At 60.0% G+C, this 23,723-nt stretch carries 24 protein-coding genes; 11 read left to right on the top strand and 13 right to left on the bottom strand.

Features of this window, described 5'->3' with window-relative positions; all coding sequences use genetic code 11:
- On the top strand, positions 1–1,899 hold the full coding sequence (gene cysN / locus CKW30_RS06880; RefSeq protein WP_042608740.1) for a sulfate adenylyltransferase subunit CysN: 1,899 nt from the start codon (positions 1–3) through the stop codon (positions 1,897–1,899).
- Positions 1,900–2,170: 271 nt separating this feature from the next.
- Here the strand turns inward: cysN and CKW30_RS06885 are convergent, their stop codons facing one another.
- From CKW30_RS06885 to CKW30_RS06895, 3 genes are read right to left on the bottom strand one after another with little or no spacing between them, the layout of a single operon-like run.
- Positions 2,171–3,076: an acyltransferase gene (locus CKW30_RS06885; protein ID WP_095180382.1), complete on the bottom strand. Its 906-nt coding sequence runs from the start codon at positions 3,074–3,076 to the stop codon at positions 2,171–2,173.
- Complete coding sequence (gene pta / locus CKW30_RS06890) at positions 3,077–5,176, bottom strand: phosphate acetyltransferase (protein ID WP_095180383.1); 2,100 nt, start codon at positions 5,174–5,176, stop codon at positions 3,077–3,079.
- 51 nt (positions 5,177–5,227) lie between these two features.
- A complete protein-coding gene (locus CKW30_RS06895; RefSeq protein WP_082530248.1) occupies positions 5,228–5,554 on the bottom strand; it encodes a DUF3565 domain-containing protein in 327 nt (108 codons plus the stop codon).
- Between CKW30_RS06895 and CKW30_RS06900 the strand changes: the two genes are divergently transcribed.
- From CKW30_RS06900 to CKW30_RS06910, 3 genes are all read left to right on the top strand, one after another.
- A complete protein-coding gene (locus CKW30_RS06900) occupies positions 5,523–6,008 on the top strand; it encodes a peptidylprolyl isomerase (protein WP_056782966.1) in 486 nt (161 codons plus the stop codon). The genes CKW30_RS06895 and CKW30_RS06900 overlap by 32 nt on opposite strands.
- Positions 6,009–6,131: 123 nt before the next feature.
- Positions 6,132–6,614 carry a glutathione peroxidase gene (locus tag CKW30_RS06905; RefSeq protein ID WP_095180384.1) on the top strand — a complete coding sequence of 161 codons (483 nt, stop codon included), beginning with the start codon at positions 6,132–6,134 and terminating at the stop codon, positions 6,612–6,614.
- A gap of 212 nt (positions 6,615–6,826) precedes the next feature.
- Positions 6,827–7,930 (top strand): NADH:flavin oxidoreductase, encoded by a 1,104-nt coding sequence (locus CKW30_RS06910; protein WP_095180385.1) that lies wholly within the window; start codon positions 6,827–6,829, stop codon positions 7,928–7,930.
- A 127-nt stretch (positions 7,931–8,057) separates the two neighbouring features.
- On the opposite strand, the gene CKW30_RS06915 is transcribed toward CKW30_RS06910, so the two are convergent.
- Positions 8,058–9,257 (bottom strand): glycosyltransferase family 1 protein, encoded by a 1,200-nt coding sequence (locus CKW30_RS06915; RefSeq protein WP_095180386.1) that lies wholly within the window; start codon positions 9,255–9,257, stop codon positions 8,058–8,060.
- A 40-nt stretch (positions 9,258–9,297) separates the two neighbouring features.
- Entirely contained in the window at positions 9,298–10,050 is a 753-nt protein-coding gene (cysZ, locus tag CKW30_RS06920) for a sulfate transporter CysZ (protein WP_038861129.1), read from the bottom strand.
- A gap of 313 nt (positions 10,051–10,363) precedes the next feature.
- Here cysZ and trxB point away from each other — a divergent pair, with 313 nt between their 5' ends.
- The gene (gene trxB, locus CKW30_RS06925) at positions 10,364–11,326 is read left to right on the top strand and encodes a thioredoxin-disulfide reductase (RefSeq protein WP_016771656.1); all 963 of its coding nucleotides are present in this window, start codon (positions 10,364–10,366) and stop codon (positions 11,324–11,326) included.
- A gap of 191 nt (positions 11,327–11,517) precedes the next feature.
- Here the strand turns inward: trxB and CKW30_RS06930 are convergent, their stop codons facing one another.
- From CKW30_RS06930 to CKW30_RS06950, 5 genes are all read right to left on the bottom strand, one after another.
- Complete coding sequence (locus CKW30_RS06930; protein WP_039759326.1) at positions 11,518–11,856, bottom strand: HopJ type III effector protein; 339 nt, start codon at positions 11,854–11,856, stop codon at positions 11,518–11,520.
- Positions 11,849–12,145 (bottom strand): DUF1244 domain-containing protein, encoded by a 297-nt coding sequence (locus tag CKW30_RS06935; protein ID WP_039759325.1) that lies wholly within the window; start codon positions 12,143–12,145, stop codon positions 11,849–11,851. Before CKW30_RS06935 ends, CKW30_RS06930 begins: the two co-directional genes overlap by 8 nt.
- A 104-nt stretch (positions 12,146–12,249) precedes the next feature.
- A complete protein-coding gene (gene folX / locus CKW30_RS06940; RefSeq protein WP_016771653.1) occupies positions 12,250–12,621 on the bottom strand; it encodes a dihydroneopterin triphosphate 2'-epimerase in 372 nt (123 codons plus the stop codon).
- Positions 12,622–12,693: 72 nt separating this feature from the next.
- The gene (folM, locus tag CKW30_RS06945; protein ID WP_095180387.1) at positions 12,694–13,404 is read right to left on the bottom strand and encodes a dihydromonapterin reductase; all 711 of its coding nucleotides are present in this window, start codon (positions 13,402–13,404) and stop codon (positions 12,694–12,696) included.
- A gap of 58 nt (positions 13,405–13,462) precedes the next feature.
- Positions 13,463–14,032 (bottom strand): antibiotic biosynthesis monooxygenase, encoded by a 570-nt coding sequence (locus tag CKW30_RS06950; RefSeq protein ID WP_095180388.1) that lies wholly within the window; start codon positions 14,030–14,032, stop codon positions 13,463–13,465.
- A 211-nt stretch (positions 14,033–14,243) separates the two neighbouring features.
- Here CKW30_RS06950 and CKW30_RS06955 point away from each other — a divergent pair, with 211 nt between their 5' ends.
- A complete protein-coding gene (locus CKW30_RS06955) occupies positions 14,244–15,203 on the top strand; it encodes a MerR family transcriptional regulator (protein ID WP_095180389.1) in 960 nt (319 codons plus the stop codon).
- Between the two features lie 3 nt (positions 15,204–15,206).
- On the opposite strand, the gene CKW30_RS06960 is transcribed toward CKW30_RS06955, so the two are convergent.
- Both CKW30_RS06960 and CKW30_RS06965 read right to left on the bottom strand, forming a co-directional pair.
- Entirely contained in the window at positions 15,207–15,812 is a 606-nt protein-coding gene (locus CKW30_RS06960; RefSeq protein WP_024011639.1) for a hypothetical protein, read from the bottom strand.
- Positions 15,813–15,866: 54 nt separating this feature from the next.
- Positions 15,867–16,343: a PAS domain-containing protein gene (locus tag CKW30_RS06965; RefSeq protein WP_024011640.1), complete on the bottom strand. Its 477-nt coding sequence runs from the start codon at positions 16,341–16,343 to the stop codon at positions 15,867–15,869.
- A gap of 154 nt (positions 16,344–16,497) precedes the next feature.
- On the opposite strand from CKW30_RS06965, the gene CKW30_RS06970 reads away from it, so the two are divergent.
- From CKW30_RS06970 to CKW30_RS06985, 4 genes are all read left to right on the top strand, one after another.
- Positions 16,498–16,953 carry a flavodoxin gene (locus CKW30_RS06970; RefSeq protein ID WP_095180390.1) on the top strand — a complete coding sequence of 152 codons (456 nt, stop codon included), beginning with the start codon at positions 16,498–16,500 and terminating at the stop codon, positions 16,951–16,953.
- A gap of 175 nt (positions 16,954–17,128) precedes the next feature.
- Positions 17,129–17,911: a class II aldolase/adducin family protein gene (locus tag CKW30_RS06975; RefSeq protein ID WP_095180391.1), complete on the top strand. Its 783-nt coding sequence runs from the start codon at positions 17,129–17,131 to the stop codon at positions 17,909–17,911.
- Positions 17,911–18,813: an alpha/beta fold hydrolase gene (locus tag CKW30_RS06980; protein WP_095180392.1), complete on the top strand. Its 903-nt coding sequence runs from the start codon at positions 17,911–17,913 to the stop codon at positions 18,811–18,813. Before CKW30_RS06975 ends, CKW30_RS06980 begins: the two co-directional genes overlap by 1 nt.
- Positions 18,814–18,966: 153 nt before the next feature.
- Entirely contained in the window at positions 18,967–19,878 is a 912-nt protein-coding gene (locus CKW30_RS06985) for an SDR family oxidoreductase (protein ID WP_095180393.1), read from the top strand.
- Positions 19,879–20,133: 255 nt separating this feature from the next.
- On the opposite strand, the gene CKW30_RS06995 is transcribed toward CKW30_RS06985, so the two are convergent.
- Complete coding sequence (locus CKW30_RS06995; protein WP_095180395.1) at positions 20,134–21,270, bottom strand: S-type pyocin domain-containing protein; 1,137 nt, start codon at positions 21,268–21,270, stop codon at positions 20,134–20,136.
- 647 nt (positions 21,271–21,917) lie between these two features.
- Here CKW30_RS06995 and CKW30_RS07000 point away from each other — a divergent pair.
- Entirely contained in the window at positions 21,918–23,711 is a 1,794-nt protein-coding gene (locus CKW30_RS07000) for a DUF1302 domain-containing protein (protein ID WP_095180396.1), read from the top strand.
- Positions 23,712–23,723 lie beyond the last annotated feature (12 nt).

The following is a 23,723-nucleotide window of genomic DNA, read 5'->3' on the forward strand; positions in this document are numbered from 1 at the left end:
ATGTCGCATGTTTCTGATTTGATCAGCGAGGACATCCTCGCCTACCTGGGCCAGCACGAACGTAAAGAGCTGCTGCGCTTTTTGACCTGCGGTAACGTCGACGACGGCAAGAGCACCCTGATCGGGCGCCTGCTGCACGACTCGAAGATGATCTACGAAGATCACCTCGAAGCGATCACCCGCGATTCGAAAAAATCCGGCACCACCGGTGACGACATCGACCTGGCATTGCTGGTCGACGGTCTGCAGGCCGAGCGTGAGCAGGGCATCACCATTGATGTCGCCTACCGCTATTTCTCCACCGCCAAGCGCAAATTCATCATCGCCGACACCCCCGGCCATGAGCAGTACACCCGCAACATGGCCACCGGTGCGTCCACCTGTGACCTGGCGATCATTCTGGTCGACGCCCGTTACGGCGTGCAGACCCAGACCCGTCGCCACAGCTTCATCGCCTCCCTGCTGGGTATCAAACACATCGTCGTCGCCATCAACAAGATGGACTTGAAGGACTTTGACGAAGGCGTGTTCGAGTCGATCAAGGCCGACTATCTGAAGTTCGCCGAAGGCTTGAAGATGAAGCCGACCAGCATGCACTTCGTGCCGATGTCTGCCCTTAAAGGCGACAACGTGGTGAACAAGTCCGAGCGCTCGCCGTGGTACACCGGCCAGTCGCTGATGGAAATCCTCGAGACTGTGGAAGTGGCGGGCGATCGCAACTTCACCGATCTGCGTTTCCCGGTGCAGTACGTCAACCGTCCGAACCTGAATTTCCGTGGTTTCGCCGGCACCCTGGCCAGCGGCATCGTGCACAAGGGCGATGAAGTCGTGGTGCTGCCGTCGGGCAAGAGCAGCCGGGTGAAATCCATCGTCACCTTCGAAGGTGAACTGGAGCACGCCGGCCCAGGTCAGGCGGTAACCCTGACCATGGAAGACGAAATCGATATCTCCCGTGGCGACCTGTTGGTGCATGCCGACAACGTGCCACCGGTCACCGACAGCTTCGAAGCGATGCTGGTGTGGATGGCTGAAGAGCCGATGCTGCCGGGCAAGAAATACGACATCAAACGCGCCACCAGTTACGTGCCGGGCTCGATCGCCAGCATCGTCAACAAGGTCGACGTGAACACATTGGAAGAAGGCCCGGCGAGCGCGTTGCAGCTCAACGAAATCGGCAAGGTGAAGATCGCGCTCGACGCGCCGATCGCCCTCGACGGTTACGAAAGCAACCGCACCACCGGCGCATTCATCGTCATCGATCGCCTGACCAACGGCACCGTTGGCGCCGGCATGATCGTCGCTCAGCCAGTGGCCCATGGCACCGCCACCCACCACGGCAAACTGGCCCACGTGGCGACCGAAGAACGTGCCCAGCGCTTCGGCCAGCAACCGGCCACCGTGCTGTTCAGCGGCCTGTCCGGCGCGGGTAAAAGCACCCTGGCGTATGCGGTCGAGCGCAAGCTGTTCGACATGGGCCGCGCGGTGTTTGTACTGGATGGCCAGAACCTGCGTCATGACTTGAACAAAGGTCTGCCACAGGATCGCGCCGGGCGTACCGAGAACTGGCGTCGAGCCGCCCACGTGGCGCGTCAGTTCAACGAAGCGGGGCTGCTGACCCTGGCCGCGTTCGTCGCGCCAAGTGCCGAAGGTCGCGAGCAGGCCAAGGAACTGATCGGCAAGGATCGCTTGCTGACGGTCTACGTGCAGGCCTCGCCGACCGTGTGCGCCGAGCGTGATCCGCAAGGGCTGTACGCTGCTGGCGGCGACAATATCCCGGGCGAATCCTTCCCGTACGACGTGCCGCTCAACGCCGACCTGGTGATCGACACGCAGTCGCTGAGTCTGGAAGAAAGCGTCAAGCAAGTGCTGGAGCTGTTGCGGCAGCGTGGCGCGATTTAAGCGTTAGCCATCAATGAAAAGCCCGCCGATGAGTGATCATCGGCGGGCTTTTTAGTGTTGGGTGATCGTTCCCACGCTCCGCGTGGGAATGCCTCATTGGACGCTCCGCGTCCGCTTCGGCAGGGACGCGGAGCGTCCCGGGCTGCATTCCCACGCGGAGCGTGGGAACGATCAACTGTGGGAGCGAGCCTGCTCGCGAAAGCTTTATCTCATTCAACATCTTTGCAAGCTGATCCACCGCTTTCGCGAGCAGGCTCGCTCCCACAGGGGGTTATTGGTGACGTGGATATTCGCGGTGCATCTGCTCCAGCAACGCATCCTTGTCCAGCCACAGCTGATTGATCCAGCCCTGGAACTGCAATCTATACTCGCCGTCCTGGTCGTAGTTCTTGCCGATGAAGGCCGGCGGGATTTTGATTTCCTCAAAATGCACCACCACATCGCGCACATTGCCGCAGAGCAAATCCCAGAACCCTGGACGCCCCGCTGGATAATGAATCGTCACGTTGACGATCGACTCCAGCTGTTCGCCCATCGCATCCAGCACAAAGGCGATCCCGCCGGCCTTGGGCTTGAGCAGGTACTTGAACGGTGACTGCTGCTGCGCATGCTTGCCTTCGGTGAAGCGTGTGCCTTCGACGAAGTTGAAAATCCCCACCGGGTTATGGCGGAATTTCGCGCAGGTCTTGCGCGTGGTTTCCAGGTCCTTGCCTTTCTTCTCCGGGTGTTTTTCCAGGTACGCCTTGGAGTAGCGCTTCATGAACGGAAAGCCCAGCGCCCACCAGGCCAGCCCGATTACCGGGACCCAGATCAGCTCCTGCTTGAGGAAAAACTTCAGCGGTTGAATCTTGCGGTTGAGCACGTATTGCAGCACCAGAATATCCACCCAGCTCTGGTGGTTGCTGGTGATCAGGTACGAGTGCTGATAGTCGAGGCCTTGCAGGCCGCTGACGTGCCAGCGGGTGCGCCGAACCAGATTCATCCAGGCTTTGTTATTGCTGATCCACGCCTCGTGAGTGTGGCTCATCAGCCAACCGGCAATGCGCTGGGTAAAGGCAAACGGCAGGGCCTTGACCAGCGCCACACAGAACAGGAACGAGCACAGCAGAATCGTGTTGAGCGCCAACAGCAGCGAGGCGATCACGCCGCGCACGGGGGCGGGTAGAAAATCCAGCATTTACACATCCATAGGTCGGTTGGCGGCTTGAATCGCGGTGAGCGCGATGGTGTAGACGATGTCATCGACTTGCGCGCCGCGCGGCAGGTCGTTCACCGGTTTGCGCAGGCCTTGCAGCATCGGCCCGAGGCTGACGCAGTCGGCGCTGCGCTGCACGGCTTTGTGCGTAGTGTTGCCGGTGTTCAGATCGGGGAACACAAACACCGTGGCGCGCCCGGCGACCTGACTGTTCGGCGCCAGTTGCCGCGCCACGTCGGCGTTGGCGGCGGCGTCGTATTGCAACGGGCCGTCGATCAACAGCGAGTTTTGTTGCTGATGGGCGAGCAGAGTTGCCTCGCGGACTTTCTCGACTTCTTCACCGCGGGCCGATTCGCCGCTGGAGTAGCTGATCATCGCCACCCGTGGAGTGATACCGAATGCGGCTGCCGAGTCGGCGCTTTGCAGGGCGATCTCGGCCAGTTCTGCGGCGCTCGGGTGCGGGTTCATCACGCAGTCGCCGTAGACCAGCACTTCTTCGGGGAACAGCATGAAGAATACCGACGACACCAGCGTGCAGCCCGGTGCGGTCTTGATCAGTTGCAGGGCGGGGCGGATGGTGTTGGCGGTGGTGTTGATCACACCCGAAACCAGGCCGTCGACCTCATCCAGCGCAAGCATCATGGTGCCGATCACCACGGTGTCTTCCAGTTGTTGCTCGGCCATCGGTGCGTTGAGGCTTTTGCTCTTGCGCAGGGCGACCATCGGCTCGACGTAACGCTCGCGGATGTGGTCCGGGTCGAGAATTTCCAGACCCGGCGGCAGCACGATACCTTGCGCGCGGGCGACCGCTTCGACGTCTTCGGGCTTGGCCAACAGCACGCAGCGGGCGATCCCGCGTTCCTGACAGATCGCCGCCGCTTGCACGGTGAACGGCTCGCTGCCTTCGGGCAAGACGATGCGCTTGTTCGCCGCTTGCGCGCGCTGGATCAATTGATAGCGGAACACTGCCGGCGACAGGCGCATCTCCCGAGGCGTACCGCAGCGCTGATGCAGCCAGTTGGCGTCGAGGTGGCTGGCGACGAAATCGGTGATGATCTCCGCGCGCTCGCGGTCATCGATCGGGATTTCCTTGTTCAGGCCATTGAGCAGATTGGCGGTGTCGTACGAGCCGGTGCTCACCGACAACACCGGCAGACCGGCCTGCAACGCGCCCCGGCACAGGTCCATGATGCGCGGGTCGGGCAGGGTGTCACTGGTCAGCAACAGGCCGGCCAGCGGCACGCCGTTGATCGCTGCGAGGCTGACGGCGAGGATGATGTCGTCGCGATCGCCCGGCGTCACCACCAGCACGCCGGGCTTGAGCAGCTCGACGGTGTTGCGCATGGTTCGTGCGCAAATGATGATTTTGCTCATGCGCCGGGTTTCGTAGTCGCCCGCGTTGAGCACTTGCGCGCCCATCAGGTCGGCGACGTCGCGGGTGCGTGGCGCATTGAGTTCCGGCTGAAACGGGATGCAGCCAAGCAAGCGGAAATCACCGCTGCGCAGCAACGGCGAATGCTCCTTCAGACGCGTGGCGAAGGCGTCCATGCTCTCGTCGGTCTTGACCTTGTTGAGGATCACCCCGAGGACTTTCGGATCTTTCGGGCCACCGAACAATTGAGCCTGAAGCTCGACACGGCCAGAAAGCTCGGCGAGCACTTCGTTTTCCGGCGCCGAGACCAGAATCACCTCGGCATCCAGACTCTTGGCCAGGTGCAGATTGACCCGCGCGGCGTAACTGGCGCTGCGGGTCGGCACCATGCCTTCGACCACCAGCACGTCTTTGCCGACCGCCGCTTGCTGATACAGGGCGATGATTTCTTCGAGCAGTTCGTCGAGCTGACCGTCGCCGAGCATGCGTTCAACGTGCGCCAGGCCTAACGGCTGCGGCGGTTTCAGACCGTGGGTGCGCGCCACCAGTTCGGTGGATCGCTCAGGGCCGGTGTCGCCGGGGTGCGGCTGGGCGATCGGTTTGAAGAAGCCGACTTTCAGCCCGGCGCGTTCAAGCGTGCGCACCAGCCCGAGGCTGATGGAGGTCAGACCCACGCCAAAATCGGTGGGGGCGATAAAAAAAGTTTGCATGGGAATTCTCTATGCAAGGGTGTCAGCCTATGTCTGGCCGACTACCGAAATTCAGTCGCCAAGGTTATCGCTAACCGAGCCTTGTGCACACCAACCGCAGGCAAAGGGTTGACCTGTTTTTTCAATACGTTGCGCCGGATCCAGGACCCAGGCGCGGGTTTGCCACGGCGGCTGGTGGCGCAGGTGCTGGGTGTGGCCACAGGAAAGCTCGACCACCCAATGGCCATCTTCGTCCTGATGAAAGCCGGTGATGGTCGAAACCCGTTTGTCCGGGTTGTGGTCGCTTTCACGCGATTGCTTCGCTAAACTTGGCCTTTCTATATTCTTATGCAAAAGGTCTCGCCCCATGCTGATCGCCGCCAATAAGGCTGTCTCCATCGACTATACCCTGACCAACGACGCTGGTGAGGTCATCGACAGCTCCGCCGGCGGCGCTCCGCTGGTTTACCTGCAAGGTGCAGGCAACATCATCCCGGGCCTGGAAAAAGCCCTGGAAGGCAAAGCTGTCGGCGACGAGCTGGAAGTGGCCGTTGAGCCGGAAGATGCTTACGGCGAATACGCCGCCGAGCTGGTCAGCACCCTGAGCCGCAGCATGTTCGAAGGCGTTGACGAGCTGGAAGTCGGCATGCAGTTCCACGCTTCGGCGCCGGACGGCCAGATGCAGATCGTCACCATTCGTGACCTGGACGGCGACGACGTCACCGTTGATGGCAACCACCCTCTGGCCGGTCAGCGCCTGAACTTCAAGGTGAAGATCGTTGATATCCGTGACGCCAGCCAGGAAGAAATCGCTCATGGTCACGTCCATGGCGAAGGTGGCCATCACCACTGATTTTCTGCGCTAAGCTTCGAGTACTGGAGAGGCGCCTGTGGGCGCCTTTTTAGTCCGCGGCTGTCCTTGGTGGCCTCGCCAAGTGGCTGTTTCGAGTAGAACACGAGAATCCTGGAGTTCGGCATGAGTGCTTTTCACGACCTTAAGTTGACCGCCCTGGATGGTCAGGAGCTACCGCTGGCACCGTTCAAGGGCCAAGTCGTGCTGGTGGTCAACGTGGCCTCCAAATGCGGCTTGACCCCCCAGTACGCGGCACTGGAAAACCTCTACCAGCAATACAAGGCCAAAGGCTTCACTGTGCTGGGCCTGCCGTGCAACCAGTTTGCCGGTCAGGAGCCAGGCTCGGAGAAAGAGATCCAGGAGTTCTGCAGCCTCAACTATGGCGTGACCTTTCCGTTGTCGAGCAAGCTCGAAGTCAACGGCCACGAGCGGCATCAGTTGTATCGCCTGCTGGCGGGCGAGGGCGCCGAATTTCCCGGTGACATCACCTGGAATTTCGAGAAGTTTCTGCTCGGCAAGGACGGCCGGGTGCTGGCGCGGTTCTCGCCGCGCACGGCGCCGGATGATCCGACCATCGTGCATGCGATTGAAAAAGCGCTGGGCTGAAAAGTAGCATCAAAAGATCGCAGCCCTCGGCAGCTCCTACAGGGAGAACACCAATCTCGTGTAGGAGCTGCCGAAGGCTGCGATCTTTTGCTTTTCAATCTTTTGATCCTTAATCACCAAAATCAATAATGCTGTTCAGAGCTCTCGACTCTCAATATTATCGGCGTCATATCGATTCATGCCTGTCGCCAATGTTTTCGTGGAGCCTCTCGATGCCCGTTAAAGCCCTGTTCAAACCGTTCCATCTCGGTGCCCTCGAACTGCCGACCCGCGTCGTCATGGCGCCAATGACCCGCTCGTTCTCGCCGGGCGGCGTGCCGAATTCCAAAGTCATCGAGTACTACCGTCGTCGTGCGGCCGCTGGGGTTGGTCTGATCATCACCGAAGGCACCACGGTCGGCCACATCGCGTCCAATGGCTATCCAAACGTGCCGCAGTTTTTCGGTGAAGCGCCGCTGGCCGGCTGGAAAAAAGTTGTCGACGCCGTGCACGCCGAGGGCGGCAAGATCGTCCCGCAACTGTGGCATGTCGGCAGCGTACGTCGCCTCGGCACCGAGCCGGATGCCAGCGTGCCGGGCTACGGTCCGTCGGAAAAACTCAAGGACGGTCAGGTCGTGGTACACGGCATGACCAAGCAGGACATCCAGGACGTGATCGCTGCGTTTGCCCAGGCTGCCAAAGATGCGCAAAGCATCGGTATGGACGGTGTGGAAATCCATGGCGCCCACGGTTATCTGATCGACCAGTTCTTCTGGGAAGGCAGCAATCAGCGCAGCGACGAATACGGTGGCAGCCTGGCCAACCGTTCGCGTTTTGCCATCGAATTGATTCAAGCAGTGCGCGCAGCTGTCGGTGAGGGTTTCCCGATCATCTTCCGCTTCTCGCAGTGGAAGCAGCAGGATTACACCGCGCGTCTGGTACAAACCCCCGAAGCGCTGGGCGAGTTTCTCAAGCCGCTGTCTGACGCTGGCGTGGACATTTTCCACTGCTCGACCCGACGCTTCTGGGAGCCGGAGTTCGACGGCTCGGATCTGAACCTCGCTGGCTGGACCCGCAAGCTGACCGGCAAACCGACCATCACCGTGGGCAGCGTCGGCCTGGACGGCGAGTTCCTGCAGTTCATGGTCAACACCGACAAGGTCGCGCAACCGGCCAGCCTGGAAAATCTGCTGGAGCGTCTGAACAAAGAAGAGTTCGACCTGGTAGCAGTGGGCCGCGCGCTGCTGGTCGATCCGGACTGGGCGCAGAAAGTCCGTGAAGGACGTGAGCAGGATATTCTGCCGTTCAGTCGTGAGGCGTTGATGACCCTGGTTTAAGCAGCGCCAGTTCGACCTTTTCGCGAGCAGGCTCGCTCCCACCCTCTACTGCATTTCATATGACGGAATGCGGTGTCCATGTGGGAGCGAGCCTGCTCGCGAACGCTGTTTCTATGTCGACGCAAATCTATGGTTGTGTCTGCGCCCCAGGCACCACCAACTCCCCCGCACAAGCCCCCCGCAAATACCCCTCGAATTGCTCGATAATCGCCGCCCAGCCCTGGCGACTGCCATGCTGCCGCGCATTCAGCCGCACACAACGCAACCGTTCATCTTCCTCCAGCAACCACGCCGCCGCTTCGCAAAACGCCTGCTCATCGCCGGGCATTGCCGAAACGCCGTTGTAGCCATGGCGAATATGCTGCGCCGCCGCTGCCTGGTCATAAGCAATAACGCCAAGTCCCGAAGCCAGGGCTTCCAGCACCACATTGCCGAAAGTTTCGGTGAGGCTGGGAAATACAAACAGATCCCCTGAGGCATAGTGCGCCGCCAGTACTTCACCCCGCTGCGCGCCGCAGAAGATCGCTTCCGGCAATTCTTTTTCCAGCGCCGAACGCTGCGGGCCGTCACCGACCACGATCAGCTTCAGATGGCGCTGTGGATAAGTCTCACACAGGGTTTCAAAGCAGCGTTTGAGCAGGCCCAGATTTTTCTCCGGGGCGAGCCTTCCTACGTGGATGACCGCGATATCCGTGTCAGAGAGCCCCCATTGCTCACGCAACGCGCTCTGACGTTTGCTCGGATGAAACAACTGGCTGTCCACACCCCGCGACAACAACGCCAGCCGCTCGAAATGCCGCCGCTCCAACTCCAGGCGCTGACTGGCGCTCGGCACTAAAGTCATTGCCGAACGATTGTGAAACCAGCGCAGGTAGTGGGTAAGCATCCGCGTCAGCAGACCGAGGCCGTACTGGCTGGTGTATTGCTGGAAGTTGGTGTGAAAGCCGCTCACCACCGCAATCCCTAGGCGCCGTGCGGCACGCAGTGCCGACAATCCCAGCGGGCCTTCCGTGGCGATGTACAGCACATCGGGGCGCTGGCGTTTCCAGCGCCGCAGCAGTTTATGCATCGACGACTGGCCCCATTGCAGCCCCGGATAGCCCGGCAGCGGCCATCCGCGACACAGCAACAGTGCATCGTCTTCGCTGCGTTGTGGATCACCGGCTTGGCGCGGGCGCACCAGCTCCACCTGATGCCCTCTTGCGCGCAAACCCTCGCACAAGCGGCCAAGGGTATTGGCCACGCCGTTGATTTCCGGTGGGAAGGTTTCGCTGATGAGGGTGATATGTAGAGCTGTCGTCATGACCTCAGTGTCGGCTGAGGCCATGTCGACGTTGTGACATTTGGATGATGGATTTGTGACGCGGTCAGTGCTGTATCACCAGGTTTTCGGCGCCACGTTCGCGCACCCAGAACAATGTCGCCCCGGCTACCGCCGCCGGCATCATCAGGATGTTGACCACCGGAATGAGCAACACCAGATAGACGATCCCGCCAAAACTCATGCTCTGCCAGCGCTTCTGCCGCAGCCAGGCGAGCATCTCGTTCCAGCCCAGTTTGTGGTTATCCGCCGGGTAGTCGATGTACTGGATGGCCATCATCCACACGCCGAACAGCAGCCATAACGGCGCGGCGACGATATTTACCACCGGGATGAACGAAAGGATGAACAGGCCAATGGCGCGCGGCAGGAAGTAGCCGAGCTTGCGCATTTCCCGGGAGAGGGTGCGCGGGATCATCGCGATCAGTTCGCCCCAGCTGAACGCCGGGAAATCATCGGTGCCGCGCACCACCACTTCAACTTTTTCCGCGAGGAAACCGTTGAACGGTGCGGCAATGATGTTGGCGAGCATGGTGAAGGTGAAAAACACCATCAAGGCCACGAGGACCACGAACAGCGGCCAGAGGATATAGCTGAGGAAACTCAGCCATTCAGGCAATGACGGCATCAGCGTGTCGACCCACAGGCTGAACTGGTGGCCGGCCAGATAGATCAATCCGACGAACAGCACCAGGTTGATAGCCAGCGGCAACAACACGAACAGGCGCAGGCCAGGGCTCAGGACCAGTTTGAGGCCTTCGCGCAGGTATTGCGGGCCTGACAGAACAGGGGCGGGCATAAGGTGCTCCGAAGCAAGGGAAAACGCGCCGACGTTACCGGCTTTGCCACAGCGGCGAAAGCGCGGCAGAGCAATCGACATTCACTGTAACAAAGAGGTCTATCTCGTCAGCGTCTCGGCATAGAGACCACCTATGAGCTGGATTGTTAAACCGTATTTCCTTAATCTTGCCCCCCTCGATACGCTGCACCCAACTTTTTACAGGACTGTCGAGTTCAAGCCTTCCCCAAGGTGTCCACGGTCCTTTTTTATTCCGCCGGCCGTCCGGCGTCCGCGCCAGATTTTTTCATGGCCGGCCAACAGGAGCAGATTCATGTCTGAAGTCCGTCATTCGCGAGTGATCATTCTCGGTTCCGGCCCCGCCGGCTACAGCGCTGCGGTCTACGCGGCCCGCGCCAACCTCAAGCCACTGCTGATCACCGGCATGCAGGCCGGCGGTCAACTGACCACCACCACCGAAGTCGACAACTGGCCGGGTGATGTTCATGGCCTGACCGGTCCGGTGTTGATGGAGCGCATGCGCGAGCACGCCGAGCGTTTCGAGACCGAGATCGTTTTCGATCACATCAACGCCGTGGACTTCGCTGCCAAGCCGTACACCCTGACCGGCGACAGCGCCGTCTATACCTGCGATGCGCTGATCATCGCCACGGGTGCCAGCGCCCGTTACCTGGGCCTGCCGTCGGAAGAAGCGTTCATGGGCAAAGGCGTGTCGGCCTGCGCGACCTGCGACGGTTTCTTCTACCGCAACAAGCCGGTCGCCGTGGTTGGCGGTGGCAACACCGCTGTCGAAGAAGCGCTGTACCTGGCCAACATCGCCAGCACCGTGACCCTGATCCACCGTCGCGAAACCTTCCGCGCCGAGAAGATCCTGATCGACAAGCTCAACGCTCGTGTGGCTGAAGGCAAGATCATTCTCAAGTTGAACGCCAACCTGGACGAAGTCCTCGGCGACAACATGGGCGTGACCGGTGCGCGCCTGCGCAACAATGATGGCAGCTTCGACGAGATCAAAGTCGACGGCGTGTTCATCGCCATCGGCCACACCCCGAACACTTCGCTGTTCGAAGGCCAGTTGACGCTGAAAGACGGTTACCTGGTTGTGCAGGGCGGCCGTGAAGGCAATGCGACTGCCACTAGCGTCGAAGGCATCTTCGCTGCCGGTGACGTGGCTGACCACGTTTACCGTCAGGCCATCACCTCGGCCGGCGCCGGTTGCATGGCGGCACTGGACACCGAGCGCTACCTGGACGGCTTGCAGAACGCCACGTTCTAAGACCGCAGGGCATAAAAAAAACCGGCCAGATTGGCCGGTTTTTTTGTGCCCGAGATTCGCAGTCGCCACGCATCCAGTGTGGGAGCGAGCCTGCTCGCGAAAGCGGTGTATCAGTCGACATCAACGTTGAATGTCAGTCCGTCTTCGCGAGCAGGCTCGCTCCCACAGGTGTTATGTGTGGCCGTTGGGGATCAGCGGCGGTTCAGGGGTTGGGCGCTGAATTTCACCCCGGCCAGGCCGTGCTTGATCAACGCGCGGATATTGCCGTGATCGCTGCCCTCGGGCGTCGCCAGGACCGAACGGTAATGCTCGCCGAAAGCCAGCAGCGCTTCTTCATCGCTCAAGCCTTCCAGCAGTGCCAGACCCAGGGTCTTGCACGAGCCTTCATTCTGCCCGGCAGCGTTTTCCACGCCGCCGTTGTTGAATGCTTGCGGCTGGTAGTCATAACCGGCGGCGATGAACGCCAGGGTGTCGGCGAAAGCATGCTCGCCACTCTTGAGGCTGGCGCGCAGGGTGTTCAGATCAGTCATTGGGTTTTCCTTTGGCAAACGCTGCTTGCTGCTCGGCGCTGGCTTCTTGCTGGTATTGGGCTTTCCACTCGGCGTAGGGCATGCCGTACACCACTTCGCGGGCGTCATCGAGGCTGACCTCGATCTGACGTTGGTCGGCTTCGGCCTTGTACCATTTCGACAGGCAGTTGCGGCAGAACCCGGCGAGGTTCATCAGGTCGATGTTCTGCACGTCCTTGCGGCTGTCGAGGTGAGCGACCAGTCGGCGAAAGGCGGCGGCTTCGAGTTCCAGGCGTTGTTGCTCGGTCATAAGGGTCTCTTCGAGACAGCTTCAAGCGGCAAGCTACAAGCTGCAAGATTGAATTGTGGGGGGCGTTAGATTAACGCTTACGGCTTGAAGCTTGAAGCTTGAAGCTAGCGGCTCGCTGCGAGCGTAATCGATACCGATTCGGCGAAGCGCAGCGCGTGGGGCTTGTCGACTTCGACTTCGGCGTACAGCACCGATGCATTGGTCATCACTAGATCGAGCAATTCCTGAGTCAGGCGTTCGAGCAGGGCGAAGCGGTTGCCTTCGACGTGGGCGATGATCGCTTTGGTGATGGTGCGGTAATTCAGCGCGTGGTCGATGTCGTTGTCACGCACCGCTTCCTGCGCTGCGTACAGAATGGTCAGGTTGATCAGCACATCCTGCTTGTTGAGGATTTCGTCCTCGTTGATGCCGATAAAGGTGCGCAGGCGCAGATCCTTGACCCGGATGCGCGCCATTCCCGGTTGAAGTTGTGGCATTGATTTGCTCCGTCCAGTCTATTGCAGGCGTTCAGGTGGATCTTACTCGACTCGCGGCTGAAGCGGGACGGCCTATTTGACGTGCCGGCCGCCGTTGACGGTCAGGGTCGTGCCGGTGACATAGGGATTGTCGAGCAGATAGCGCAGGCTCTGATAGATCACCTCGCTGCCCGGCTCGATACCCAGCGCGGACTTGGCCAGCGCCTTGCTGCGGTAGGCGGCGTCATCGTCGGGGTTGAACAATAGCAGCGCCGGAGCGATGCCGTTGACCTTGATGGCGGGCGCAAAGCGCGCGGCAAACGACAGGGTCAGACTGTCGAGCCCGGCCTTGCTGGCGCAATAACCGATGTGCTTGCTGCTGCCCTTGCGGGTGACGTCGTCGCTGATGTGAATGATGTCGGCAGGTGTCGAGCGTTGCAGCAACCCGGCGCAGTGCAGGTTGATCAGGTAAGGCGCGAGCATGTGAATGTTGAACATGCGATTGAAGGCTTGTGCTTCGCTGCCCTGGGTTTCCGCCAGCCATTCGGAGGCGTTGTGCACGACGGCGCGCAAGCTCTCGGTGTGGGCTTTCAGCGCGTCGATGAAGGCAAGAATCCCGGCCTCGCTGGAAAAGTCCGCGAACAGCGCTGTCGCACCAAGATCGCGAAGGGCCTGTACGCCCGGTCGCTCGGTGCGGTAAGTGAAAATCAGCGGGTGGCCATCCTCGATCAAGCGCTGCGCGCAGTGCAAACCGACACGCTGGCCGGCGCCGGTGATGAGGATCGGGGCTGCGGAATCTGGCATGGGCGGCTCGCATCGCGGTTGAAGCGAAAACTATAACAGGCTCGCCGCCCGCTGCAGATCAGCGATTCTGCGCCGACGGTGCGCCAGCCAATGGCCGCGTCGGCGTGCTGTTCAACCAGTTCGCCAGCAGACGCGTCGACAACGGGATGAAGAAATACACCATCAGCGGCGTCAGGCACGCCGTGCCGATCAAGATGCGCGGCAACAGGCTCAGCTCAGCGAGCAGCGGGCCGAGGGCAAAGTTGAATATCAGCGACACCGGAAAAAACGCCAGCCAGATCGCCACGGCCTGTTTCCAGCGCGGCGGGCGTTGGCCGGCAGCACCAAACCAGCCTTCAATGCCGCTGACCCGGTGCTCTTTGGGATGTTCGAAAAGATCGCTGCCACGATTCAGCCAGGCGGTACGCGACGCCGAGTATTCCCACGCGTGCAGGGTCTGCTCATCGACAAAGCGGAAGATAATCTGGAATTCGTTGTCACCGGGCGGTGGCGCGAGTACGCCGGAGCCGAGGTAGCCGGGGAAGTCGGTGGCCAGTTGCTCGCCTTCGCGCAACCAGGCGATAAGATCGTGATAACGGCCATCGGCGACGCGACGCGCTACCATTAGCGTGACGGGGCAAGTAGACATTTTGTATCTCCGTATTTCGAGTGCGTCGCTCCGGGTAAGAGCTTCGCCTGACGCAGGCCGGGGTAGAGACCTGCGCTTTGCAGCAAGCAAGGATTATTCCTGATTTTGTCGATTAAACCAGCCACATTCGTCGTAGATCACTACTTGAAGGTTTCCAGTCCATCATGTTTAAAATGGGATCCAATGAACCGACACGGAAGTTGACCGCCAGATGCCTGTAATCACGGACCCTCGCCCGGCTTCGACAGCACTCGGCACGATCGAGCGCGAAGAGCTATTTCCCATCCGCGAAGTGGCGCGCCTGACTGGCGTCAACCCGGTGACCCTGCGTGCCTGGGAGCGCCGTTACGGACTCATCCAGCCGACGCGCACCGAAAGCGGGCATCGTTTGTATTCCATGAACGATATCGAGCGCGTGCGCAGCATTGTCGACTGGATCGATCGCGGCGTGGCCGTGAGCAAAGTCGGCAAGATCCTGGCGAAAACAGAGCCTCTGAAGGTGCTGGCAAACTTCATCCCCGATGACCATGTGCAGGCCGATTACAAGCAATGGCAGGAGCAGGTTCAGCAGGCGGTCAGTGCGTTCGACGATCAGCAGCTGGATCGCGTCTACGGGCAGATTTTCTCGTCGTACGCGCTGCCGGTGGTGTTCGAAGCCATTCTGATGCCGTTGTGGCGTCAACTGCTGCAGCGCCAGGACGCTTTCGGGCAAACCAGCGAATGGTTGTTTCTCGACGGATTTCTCAGGGTGCGTGTACTGCAGCGCATTGTCATGTTGCGGGGTGCGCAACCGCGCCGGGTGATTGTCAGCGCGCTCGCGGGGCAGTGCAGAGAGCTTGAGTTGCTGGTCGCGGCGCTGTTTCTCAGCGGCAACGATTCTGGCGTGCGGGTGCTGACTACGGGCCAGCCGTTCGATGAATTGACGCTGGTCTGCGAAAAGGTCAAGCCTGACGCACTTGTGTTGTTTTCCAATCATGCCCCCGGCCCAGAGCTGCCCCGGCGCCTGAATCGGCTGGCACTGAGCCTCGATTGCCAATTGATGCTGGCCGGCGATGCCTCGGAACTGGCCGAAGACAGTCTGGCCGGTTCATCGGTGGCATGTCTGGGGAATGAGGGCGCAACGATGCGTCAACGCATGAAGCAATTCATGGCAGGCAAGCTGGATACCTGAGACTCAGGCGTGCAGGGCGGGGTGGGTCAGGCGATGCTGTTGAAGGATGAACTGGCGCAGGCGCTCGGTTTCGTCGGCATCGGTCTGGCTCAGTTCGTAAGCGAAGAAACCTTGCTCGGTTTCACGCTCGAAATGGCCGCGCAACGAGATGCGCTCATAACCGGAAGGGCTGAACCACAGGGCGAAATGTTTCGGTGGTTTGGTCTTGTTGCGCACTTCCAGCAACACACCTTTGTGCGACACCTCGTGCACCCACAGCGTGCCGGGCTGGCCTTTGGCGTTTTCCAATGCCACCGGCTCTTCCAATACCAGGCGCCACGGCCGCACCATCGGGCCGTCTTCATAGATGCTCGGCACGCCGAGACGCAGATGCAGCGCGTGGAACTCGTCTTCCACCAGATGCAGCGGGAAGGTCATCTGCTGATTTTCGAAGTTGGCCTGGATCGTCACTTGCTCGTGAGCAGCCAGACGTGTCAGCAGGTCACGGATCTGCGAACCACCATTAACCAGCAGACTCGACGTCGCATCCCGCACGTTCAGTTGCGGGTTGTGCTGCATGGTCTGGATGAAATCCAGCTCGTCCTGGGTGAGGAGGGCGTCGCGCTGCATGGCTAACTCGAAGTGAATAGTTACAAAGTCATTGGTGATTGTAGTTAATGACCGTCAGTTCGCGGTTTTGTTTGCGCCGTTCGTCGCTTTGAGTGCCGCCAGCTCGCTTTGCAGCGCCGCCACTTGAGCTTCGAGCTGCGCAACCCGCTGCTGCGCCTTGACCTGAACCGTCACATCTTTCTGCACACCGATGAAATAGGTCTGCCCGTCATCGGCATTTTTTATCGTCGACAATGACAATTCGTTCCAGAACGGCGTGCCATCCTTGCGATAGTTGCGCAGGATTTCCCGGCAGGAACCGCCTTCACGCAATGTCTCGCGAATCAGTTGCAGACTTGGTTGATCACGGTCTCCAGCCTGCAAAAAACGACAGTCCTGGTAGAGGATTTCCTCACTGCTATAACCGGTCATGCGCTCGAAGGCAGGGTTAACGTAAATAAGGATGTTGTCCTGCTCGCCTTCCTTTTCAGCGACCACGATTCCGTCATTCGACGCATTGATCACCATTTGCAGCAGGCTGGCGTTGATCATCCGAGAATCCCTTCCGTTATGTCAGTGGCAGGCATTCTAGAAGAAAGCCGCGGACTGTCTATAGGCCATCCGCTTGCATTGAGAGCCAATCGCAACTTCGCGGCATGGGCTGTTACTATCGCGGCTCTTTTTTTTCAGTTCCAGGATCAGATTGATGAAAGTCGCCATCCTCTCAGGTTCGGTCTACGGCACCGCCGAAGAAGTCGCCCGCCACGCCCAGAACCTGCTGAAAGCCGCCGGCTTTGAAACCTTCTACAACTCGCGGGCCGCGCTGGCCGATATTCAGGCGTTCGCTCCTGAGGCTCTTTTGGCCGTCACTTCGACCACTGGCATGGGCGAGCTGCCAGACAACCTGCAACCGTTGTATTCGACCCTGCGCGATCAGTTGCCTGCTTCGTTGCGGGGCCTGCCTGGCGCGGTGATTGCCCTCGGTGACGCCAGCTACGGCGACACCTTCTGCGGCGGTGGCGAGCAGATGCGCGAACTGTTTACCGAACTGGGCGTAAACGAGGTTCAGGAAATGCTGCGCATCGACGCCAGCGAAAGCGTCACGCCGGAAACCGATGCCGAGCCGTGGCTCGCGCAGTTGATCGAAGCGCTCAAGGGCTGATTGCGGGCAATAATCGCTGCACTTTCTAAGCGTTGTTGCATTGCAACGGATCCAGTCTGTTTGCCCGGCTGACTCGTTCAGTCATCAAGCTGGCTGCCAATGCAACTACGCGATGCCCTGCGCCTGACTAGACTGCTGACACGAGCAGAACAAGAAGAACGCAGAGGTGCATACAGTGAACGTAGCCCCCGTCCAATCGTCGCCGAATGTCAAAGATCAGGTCAGCGCTGCCGAGTGGCAGACCCGCGTCGATCTTGCCGCCTGTTACCGTCTGGTGGCGCTGCACGGCTGGGACGATCTGATCTTCACGCATATCTCGGCCAAGGTGCCCGGCACCGAAGATTTCCTGATCAATCCGTTTGGCCTGATGTTCCATGAGATCACCGCCTCAAGCCTGGTGAAAGTCGATCAGGCCGGCAACAAACTCATGGACAGCCCGTACGAAATAAACCCCGCCGGCTACACCATTCACAGCGCCGTCCACGAAGTTCGCCACGATGTGGTTTGCGTGCTGCATACGCACACTGCGTCAGGCGTTGCGGTGTCGGCACAAAGGCAGGGGGTGTTGCCGATCAGTCAACAGTCGTTGTTCGTGTTGTCGAGCCTGGCCTATCACGCCTACGAGGGCGTGGCCCTGAATCATGAAGAAAAGGCGCGCCTGCAAGCCGATCTTGGCGACAACAGTTTCCTCATGCTGCACAACCACGGTCTGCTCACCTGCGGCGGGACTATCGCCGACACTTTTCTAATGATGTTCACTTTCCAGCGGGCCTGCGACATTCAGGTCATGGCGCAGACTGGAGCGACCGAACTGATCGCCATCGAACCGCAGATTCTCGCCGGCGCCAAAGCGATGATTGCCGGCGTCACCAAGAGCGCGCAGGGCATGGGCGGCGCGCTGGCGTGGCCGGCGCTGTTGCGCAAACTCGACCTGCAGGATCCGGGGTATAAATTCTAATGCCACTTGCCGAGATTCCTTTGTGTGTCTGGCGCAAGCGCAGCCGGACTTTTGTCTTTCGTGGTCAGTCGATCCGCTACTGGACAGTCGGGCAGGGTGAACCGTTGCTGCTGATTCACGGTTTCCCCACTGCCAGTTGGGATTGGCATTACCTGTGGCAACCACTGGCCCAGCGTTATCAGGTGATTGCCTGCGATATGCTCGGTTTCGGCGATTCGGCAAAACCGCGCAATCACACCTACAGCCTGCTGGAACAGGCCGATCTGCAACAGGCACTGCTCGCCCATCTGCAGGTTGAACAAGCCGTGCACATCCTCGCCCACGACTACGGCGACAGCGTTGCTCAGGAGCTGCTCGCTCGGCACTACGAAAAGCGCATTGAAGTGGCCAGTTGCGTATTCCTTAATGGCGGTCTGTTTCCGGAAACCCATCGTCCGCTGCTGATGCAGAAACTGCTGCTCAGTCCGATTGGCTGGCTGCTTGGTCGCGCATTCAGTCGTGAGGCGTTGGTCAAAGGTTTCCGGCAGATCTTCGGCCCGCAGACCCAGCCGACTGAAAGCGAACTGGATGATTACTGGAGTCTGGTCGACAGCAACCATGGCCCGCGCATCCTGCATAAATTGATCACTTACATCCCCGAGCGCCGGGTGCAGCGCGAGCGCTGGGTGGAAGCAATGCAGCGTGGTGATATCCCTTTGCGGGTCATCGACGGTGCGGTCGATCCGATCTCCGGCGTGCACATGGTCGAGCGATATCGCGAATTGATCCCTGATGCAGACACCGTGCTCTTACCCGGCATCGGCCACTATCCGCAAACCGAGGCGCCGGTGCTGGTACTCAAGCACTATCTGGCGTTCCGCGATCGTCTGGTATTGCCTCCGCGCAAAGTGGCTTACTCCTGATTCTCGCCGAGAGCACGGGCTCTCGGCGACCTGACACTCGATCATCCCCCAGCCTTATCGCGCACCATTCAGCCGCAGCCGTGTTCGTTGTGACCCAAAGCGTCGTGCCTGACACTCGGGTTCATTACCACTTGGCCTGCTGGAATTGCCGCGATGAATGAACCTGTGCGTTTCGAAGATAAAGTCGTGATTGTCACCGGCGCCGGTGGCGGCCTCGGTCGTGCGCATGCTCTGCTGTTCGCCAGTCAGGGCGCCAAAGTGCTGGTCAACGATCTCGGTGGCTCGACACAGGGCGAGGGCGCCAACGCTTCGGCTGCCGACCGCGTAGTGGCGCAAATCCGCGAGGCCGGCGGTATTGCCGAAGCCAACCACGACTCGGTCACTGACGGCGACAAACTGGTACAGAACGCCCTCGATGCCTTCGGCCGCGTCGACGTGGTGGTCAACAATGCCGGGATCCTGCGCGACAAGTCATTTCACAAGATGGACGACGCCGACTGGGATCTGGTCTATCGCGTCCACGTCGAAGGCGCCTACAAGGTTACCCGGGCCGCCTGGCCGCATCTGCGCGAGCAAAACTACGGTCGCGTGATTTTCACTGCATCGACTTCAGGCATCTATGGCAATTTCGGTCAGTCCAACTACGGCATGGCCAAACTCGGGCTTTACGGGTTGACCCGAACGCTGGCGATCGAAGGGCGCAAGAACAACATTCTGGTCAACGCCATCGCCCCGACCGGTGGCACGCGCATGACCGAGGGCCTGATCCCGCCGCAAGTATTCGAGCAACTGAAGCCGGAACTGGTCAGCCCGCTGGTGGTGTATCTGGCCAGCGAGCAATGCCAGGAAACGTCCGGCCTGTTCGAAGTCGGCGGCGGCTGGATGGGCAAGGTGCGCTGGGAACGCAGCCTCGGTGCCGGCTTCGATCCGCGCGAAGGGTTCTCGCCAGAAGACGTCGCGGCGCACTGGCAGCAGATTTGTGATTTCGAAGGGGCGGCGCATCCGAAGGACAATATTGAAGCATTGAAGGAAATGATGGCGAATTTGCAGAAGTATTCGATTTGAAGTTAACGGAGCCACCAACCCTCGCGGCGGGTGGCTCCAGTTTTCAAATGTATCTTTTTTCTGTCATGAACTTGGGCGGCTTCCAGTTAGGTCCTTTGATAGCTAGGCCCTTTTCTCCCTCAAGCAAAATTCCCGCAGCGAAGAGCCGAGAGTACGATGCTTCCAGGGTCCCATACTCGTTGATCAGGTCTCGATTGTGGCGTCTGATCATCATGTCCAGATGTGGCGTTGCCTGAAGTAACGCGAACACAGTGACTATGTCATTTCATCTCCAGTCTCGTCTGGGTTGAAACCACGACCGCTGTGCTTTCCCTTTTCGGTTGCCCCCTCATAAGGACTACTGAACACCACATAAAGCGGCTCTATCCCCGAATCAGCCGGAAACACGATGATGAATCGATCCCAGCCTTCGACCAGGATCGGGTTCAGATCCAGCAGCCCTTCAACCGGAAAAATGGAAGCGCCGGAATAGGCGGGCGAATCGGTATCCGCTATTGGCAAGGCGGTCGATTGGTCTCCCGGCGAGATAGCCGGAGTCCAGGTCAGCAAGTCGGTGGGCGAGTTCGATAGCGCGACCTGGTATACGTCGTTGAGCAAATCGTATGCGGCATTAAGGACCATCACACTTGAGCGAATATGGAAGTCATCACTCGTAGCGACGAACACTTGCGTGCCAGCCCCGAGTCGCCTGACCCCTAGCCCGACCTGCATCTCCAAAGTGCCCTGCCGGTCTGCGATTTCACGCAGCGTCTCGGCCGGCTCGGACGACAACTCGGCCAGTGGAACGCTCATCGCAAAGCGTTCGCCGTTGCCCAGAGGTGACGGCATCAACAGTGCTGCGAATCCCATCAGTACCGGACTGCCGAACAGCGTCGTGCCCGTCGCTGTCAGGGTCGCTTTTGCCGTACGTAGCGCATTGAGTATTCCCGCCGAGGTAGCCGGGCCGAGCGGGACGGCTGTCGAAGCGAAAGAAACGGCCGGGCCGTTGCGGGCCACTGCTCCATAAGCCCGAAAGACATGCTTGCGTTCCTCCTGTAACCGAGCCTGTTCTGCCGCATGGGCCAGCGCCGCTGCGTCAGCTTTGGCTTGTGCCTCGGCCTGGGCGATTTTCAACTCAGCCAGCCGCTCTTTCTTCCGAGCTTCAGCCTCAGCATTCAGGCGCGCGGTCTCAGCCGCCAGTCGAGCCTGTTCGGTATCCCGACGCTGTTTCTCCGCCAACGCGGCCAGACGCGCCTGTTCGCGTACGCGGATTTCTTCCTGCTCCCGGCGCACCGCTTCGGCAATGTCACGCTGGCGCGGATCCAGTTCTAACGGTGGAGGCTTTGGCATATTCATATCCTTGTGAATGTGCGTTTTCACTCGCTCGAAATTGCGCACGGGTGGCGATGACATCCGTGTCACCAGCGAATGGTTGAGGTGTTTCAAGTTACATCAGAGTGGCGGTAATCAAATCCGAGAAGCCCGTCAGTAACAGGGCGTTATATCGAAAGGGTTTTCGCGGGTTTTCATCGATGCAGAGGGAATTCGTCCGAGCTTCGAAGAAATGTCTGACGCGCTGATCGGAAGCGCTCCCGCACCGCTAACCAGCCTTTTTAAACGCCCATAAAAAAGGCCGCTGCAAACGCAGCGGCCAAGGTAAGACGTTGGATCAAGGAGCTACAAATCAACGTCAGTGAACAGCGGGGCGGTAAACCGAAAACATCGATTTATCCAGAATCTGTAGCCAGTCGCTCGCGATTCAGCGTGGCGAGCTTGGCGCTTTGCGGCGTGTGCCGAGGAAAGCGCGCTCAGAATAAGGTCTCAAGCCTGTAGGAAAAATACCGATTCCAGACATGCACTGTTACTGGGCGCGCAACAGTGGCGTGCGCATGGATGGCGCTGATGACGCGCTATCCAGCCAGTCCATGAACCGCCCCAAGCCCCGCCGTACAAGGCCATTCATCCTTTCGAGCGACAACGCAAATACCTCCTTGGTGCGCTTATCGACCGCTTCACCCGGCAGTAGGGTGGGGCCTTCTGTCACTCACCGGGGAAGACGCATGACAAAAACAACAATGCGCGCCATCTTCACACCGCAGGCGCTGGCCGCTGCGGTGGCTCTGGGTTGCTGCGCCCAGGCGCAAGCGGTCGCCTTCAACATCGGCGAAATCGAAGGCACCTTCGACTCGTCACTTTCGGTCGGCGCGAGCTGGGGCCTGCGCGATGCCGACAACTCGCTGGTCGGCACGGTCAATGGCGGCAGCGGACAATCGTCCACCGGTGATGACGGGCGCCTGAATTTCAAGAAGGGCGAAACCTTTTCGAAGATCTTCAAGGGCATCCATGACCTCGAACTGAAGTACGGCGATACCGGCGTGTTTGTGCGGGGCAAATACTGGTACGACTTCGAACTCAAGGACGAAGACCGCGAGTTCAAACAGATCAGCGACAGCGGCCGCAAGGAAGGCGCCAAATCTTCCGGCGCGCAGATCCTCGATGCCTTCGTCTATCACAACTACGCCATCGCCGATTTGCCCGGCACCGTGCGGGCCGGCAAGCAGGTGGTGAGCTGGGGCGAAAGTACCTTCATCGGCAACTCGATCAACAGCATCAACCCGGTTGACGTCTCGGCATTCCGCCGTCCCGGTGCCGAGATCAAGGAAGGCTTGATTCCGGTGAACATGCTGTTTGGCTCGCAGAGCCTGACCGACAAACTCTCGGTCGAAGGCTTCTACCAACTGGAGTGGGACCAGACCGTTCTCGACAACTGCGGCACGTTCTTCGGCGTCGACGTGGCGGCGGACGGTTGCAACAACGGCTACACCGTCGGCAGCCCAGCGGTGGCGCCACTGGTGCCGCTGACCACCGCGTTCGGCCAAGGCATCCAGGTCACCCGGGAGGGCGTGGTGATCCCCCGTGGCGGCGATCGTGATGCGCGCGATTCCGGGCAGTGGGGCACGGCGCTGCGCTGGCTCGGCGACGACACTGAGTACGGCCTCTACTTCATGAACTACCACAGTCGTACGCCGACGGTCGGCACCACCACGGCAGGGCTGTCGACACTGGCGGCGTTGCCAGGCATGGTCGGCATTGCGAACGGCCTTGCGCCTGGCAGCGGTGCGGGGCTGGCGCAGAGCGTGATGCTCGGGCGCGGTCAGTATTACCTCGAATATCCGGAAGACATTCGCCTGTACGGCGCGAGTTTCTCCACCACCCTGCCCACCGGCACCGCATGGACCGGCGAGATCAGCTACCGGCCGAACGCGCCGGTGCAGGTCAACACCAACGATCTCACCCTGGCGCTGGTCAACCCGATTGCCGGCGGCACCGCATCGCCACTCGCCACTTCGCCGGGTGCCGACAACAAAGGCTACCGGCGCAAGGAAGTCACGCAGATCCAGAGCACCCTCACACACTTCTTCGATCAGGTGCTCGGCGCCGAACGCTTGACCGTGGTCGGCGAAGCAGCGGTGGTGCATGTCGGTGGTCTGGAGTCACGCAGTGAGCTGCGTTATGGCCGTGATTCGGTCTACGGCCAGTATGGTTTCGGCGGCGATACCGACGGCTTCGTCACCTCGACTTCTTGGGGCTATCGCGCCCGGGCGATTCTCGATTACGCCAACGTCATCGGCGGGATCAACCTCAAGCCCAACCTGTCGTGGTCCCATGATGTCGCCGGTTACGGCCCCAACGGACTGTTCAACGAAGGTGCGAAAGCCATCAGCTTCGGCGTCGATGCCGACTACCGCAACACCTACACCGCAAGCCTGAGTTACACCGACTTTTTCGGTGGCGACTACAACGTCCTCGAAGACCGTGACTTCGTGGCCCTGAGCTTCGGCGTGAACTTCTGATCTGCCCGAGAA

Source organism: Pseudomonas sp. Irchel 3F6, assembly GCF_900187595.1.
Taxonomy (GTDB): Bacteria; Pseudomonadota; Gammaproteobacteria; order Pseudomonadales; family Pseudomonadaceae; genus Aquipseudomonas; species Aquipseudomonas siliginis.

Bases quoted from the DNA above. Each gene is read 5' to 3' on its own strand.
- cysN (WP_042608740.1), top strand. From the start codon at position 1: ATGTCGCATGTTTCTGATTTGATCAGCGAGGACATCCTCGCCTACCTG.
- CKW30_RS06885 (WP_095180382.1), bottom strand. From the start codon at position 3,076: ATGCTGGATTTTCTACCCGCCCCCGTGCGCGGCGTGATCGCCTCGCTG.
- pta (WP_095180383.1), bottom strand. From the start codon at position 5,176: ATGCAAACTTTTTTTATCGCCCCCACCGATTTTGGCGTGGGTCTGACC.
- CKW30_RS06900 (WP_056782966.1), top strand. From the start codon at position 5,523: ATGCTGATCGCCGCCAATAAGGCTGTCTCCATCGACTATACCCTGACC.
- CKW30_RS06895 (WP_082530248.1), bottom strand. From the start codon at position 5,554: ATGGAGACAGCCTTATTGGCGGCGATCAGCATGGGGCGAGACCTTTTG.
- CKW30_RS06905 (WP_095180384.1), top strand. From the start codon at position 6,132: ATGAGTGCTTTTCACGACCTTAAGTTGACCGCCCTGGATGGTCAGGAG.
- CKW30_RS06910 (WP_095180385.1), top strand. From the start codon at position 6,827: ATGCCCGTTAAAGCCCTGTTCAAACCGTTCCATCTCGGTGCCCTCGAA.
- CKW30_RS06915 (WP_095180386.1), bottom strand. From the start codon at position 9,257: ATGGCCTCAGCCGACACTGAGGTCATGACGACAGCTCTACATATCACC.
- cysZ (WP_038861129.1), bottom strand. From the start codon at position 10,050: ATGCCCGCCCCTGTTCTGTCAGGCCCGCAATACCTGCGCGAAGGCCTC.
- trxB (WP_016771656.1), top strand. From the start codon at position 10,364: ATGTCTGAAGTCCGTCATTCGCGAGTGATCATTCTCGGTTCCGGCCCC.
- CKW30_RS06930 (WP_039759326.1), bottom strand. From the start codon at position 11,856: ATGACTGATCTGAACACCCTGCGCGCCAGCCTCAAGAGTGGCGAGCAT.
- CKW30_RS06935 (WP_039759325.1), bottom strand. From the start codon at position 12,145: ATGACCGAGCAACAACGCCTGGAACTCGAAGCCGCCGCCTTTCGCCGA.
- folX (WP_016771653.1), bottom strand. From the start codon at position 12,621: ATGCCACAACTTCAACCGGGAATGGCGCGCATCCGGGTCAAGGATCTG.
- folM (WP_095180387.1), bottom strand. From the start codon at position 13,404: ATGCCAGATTCCGCAGCCCCGATCCTCATCACCGGCGCCGGCCAGCGT.
- CKW30_RS06950 (WP_095180388.1), bottom strand. From the start codon at position 14,032: ATGTCTACTTGCCCCGTCACGCTAATGGTAGCGCGTCGCGTCGCCGAT.
- CKW30_RS06955 (WP_095180389.1), top strand. From the start codon at position 14,244: ATGCCTGTAATCACGGACCCTCGCCCGGCTTCGACAGCACTCGGCACG.
- CKW30_RS06960 (WP_024011639.1), bottom strand. From the start codon at position 15,812: ATGCAGCGCGACGCCCTCCTCACCCAGGACGAGCTGGATTTCATCCAG.
- CKW30_RS06965 (WP_024011640.1), bottom strand. From the start codon at position 16,343: ATGATCAACGCCAGCCTGCTGCAAATGGTGATCAATGCGTCGAATGAC.
- CKW30_RS06970 (WP_095180390.1), top strand. From the start codon at position 16,498: ATGAAAGTCGCCATCCTCTCAGGTTCGGTCTACGGCACCGCCGAAGAA.
- CKW30_RS06980 (WP_095180392.1), top strand. From the start codon at position 17,911: ATGCCACTTGCCGAGATTCCTTTGTGTGTCTGGCGCAAGCGCAGCCGG.
- CKW30_RS06985 (WP_095180393.1), top strand. From the start codon at position 18,967: ATGAATGAACCTGTGCGTTTCGAAGATAAAGTCGTGATTGTCACCGGC.
- CKW30_RS06995 (WP_095180395.1), bottom strand. From the start codon at position 21,270: ATGTCATCGCCACCCGTGCGCAATTTCGAGCGAGTGAAAACGCACATT.
- CKW30_RS07000 (WP_095180396.1), top strand. From the start codon at position 21,918: ATGACAAAAACAACAATGCGCGCCATCTTCACACCGCAGGCGCTGGCC.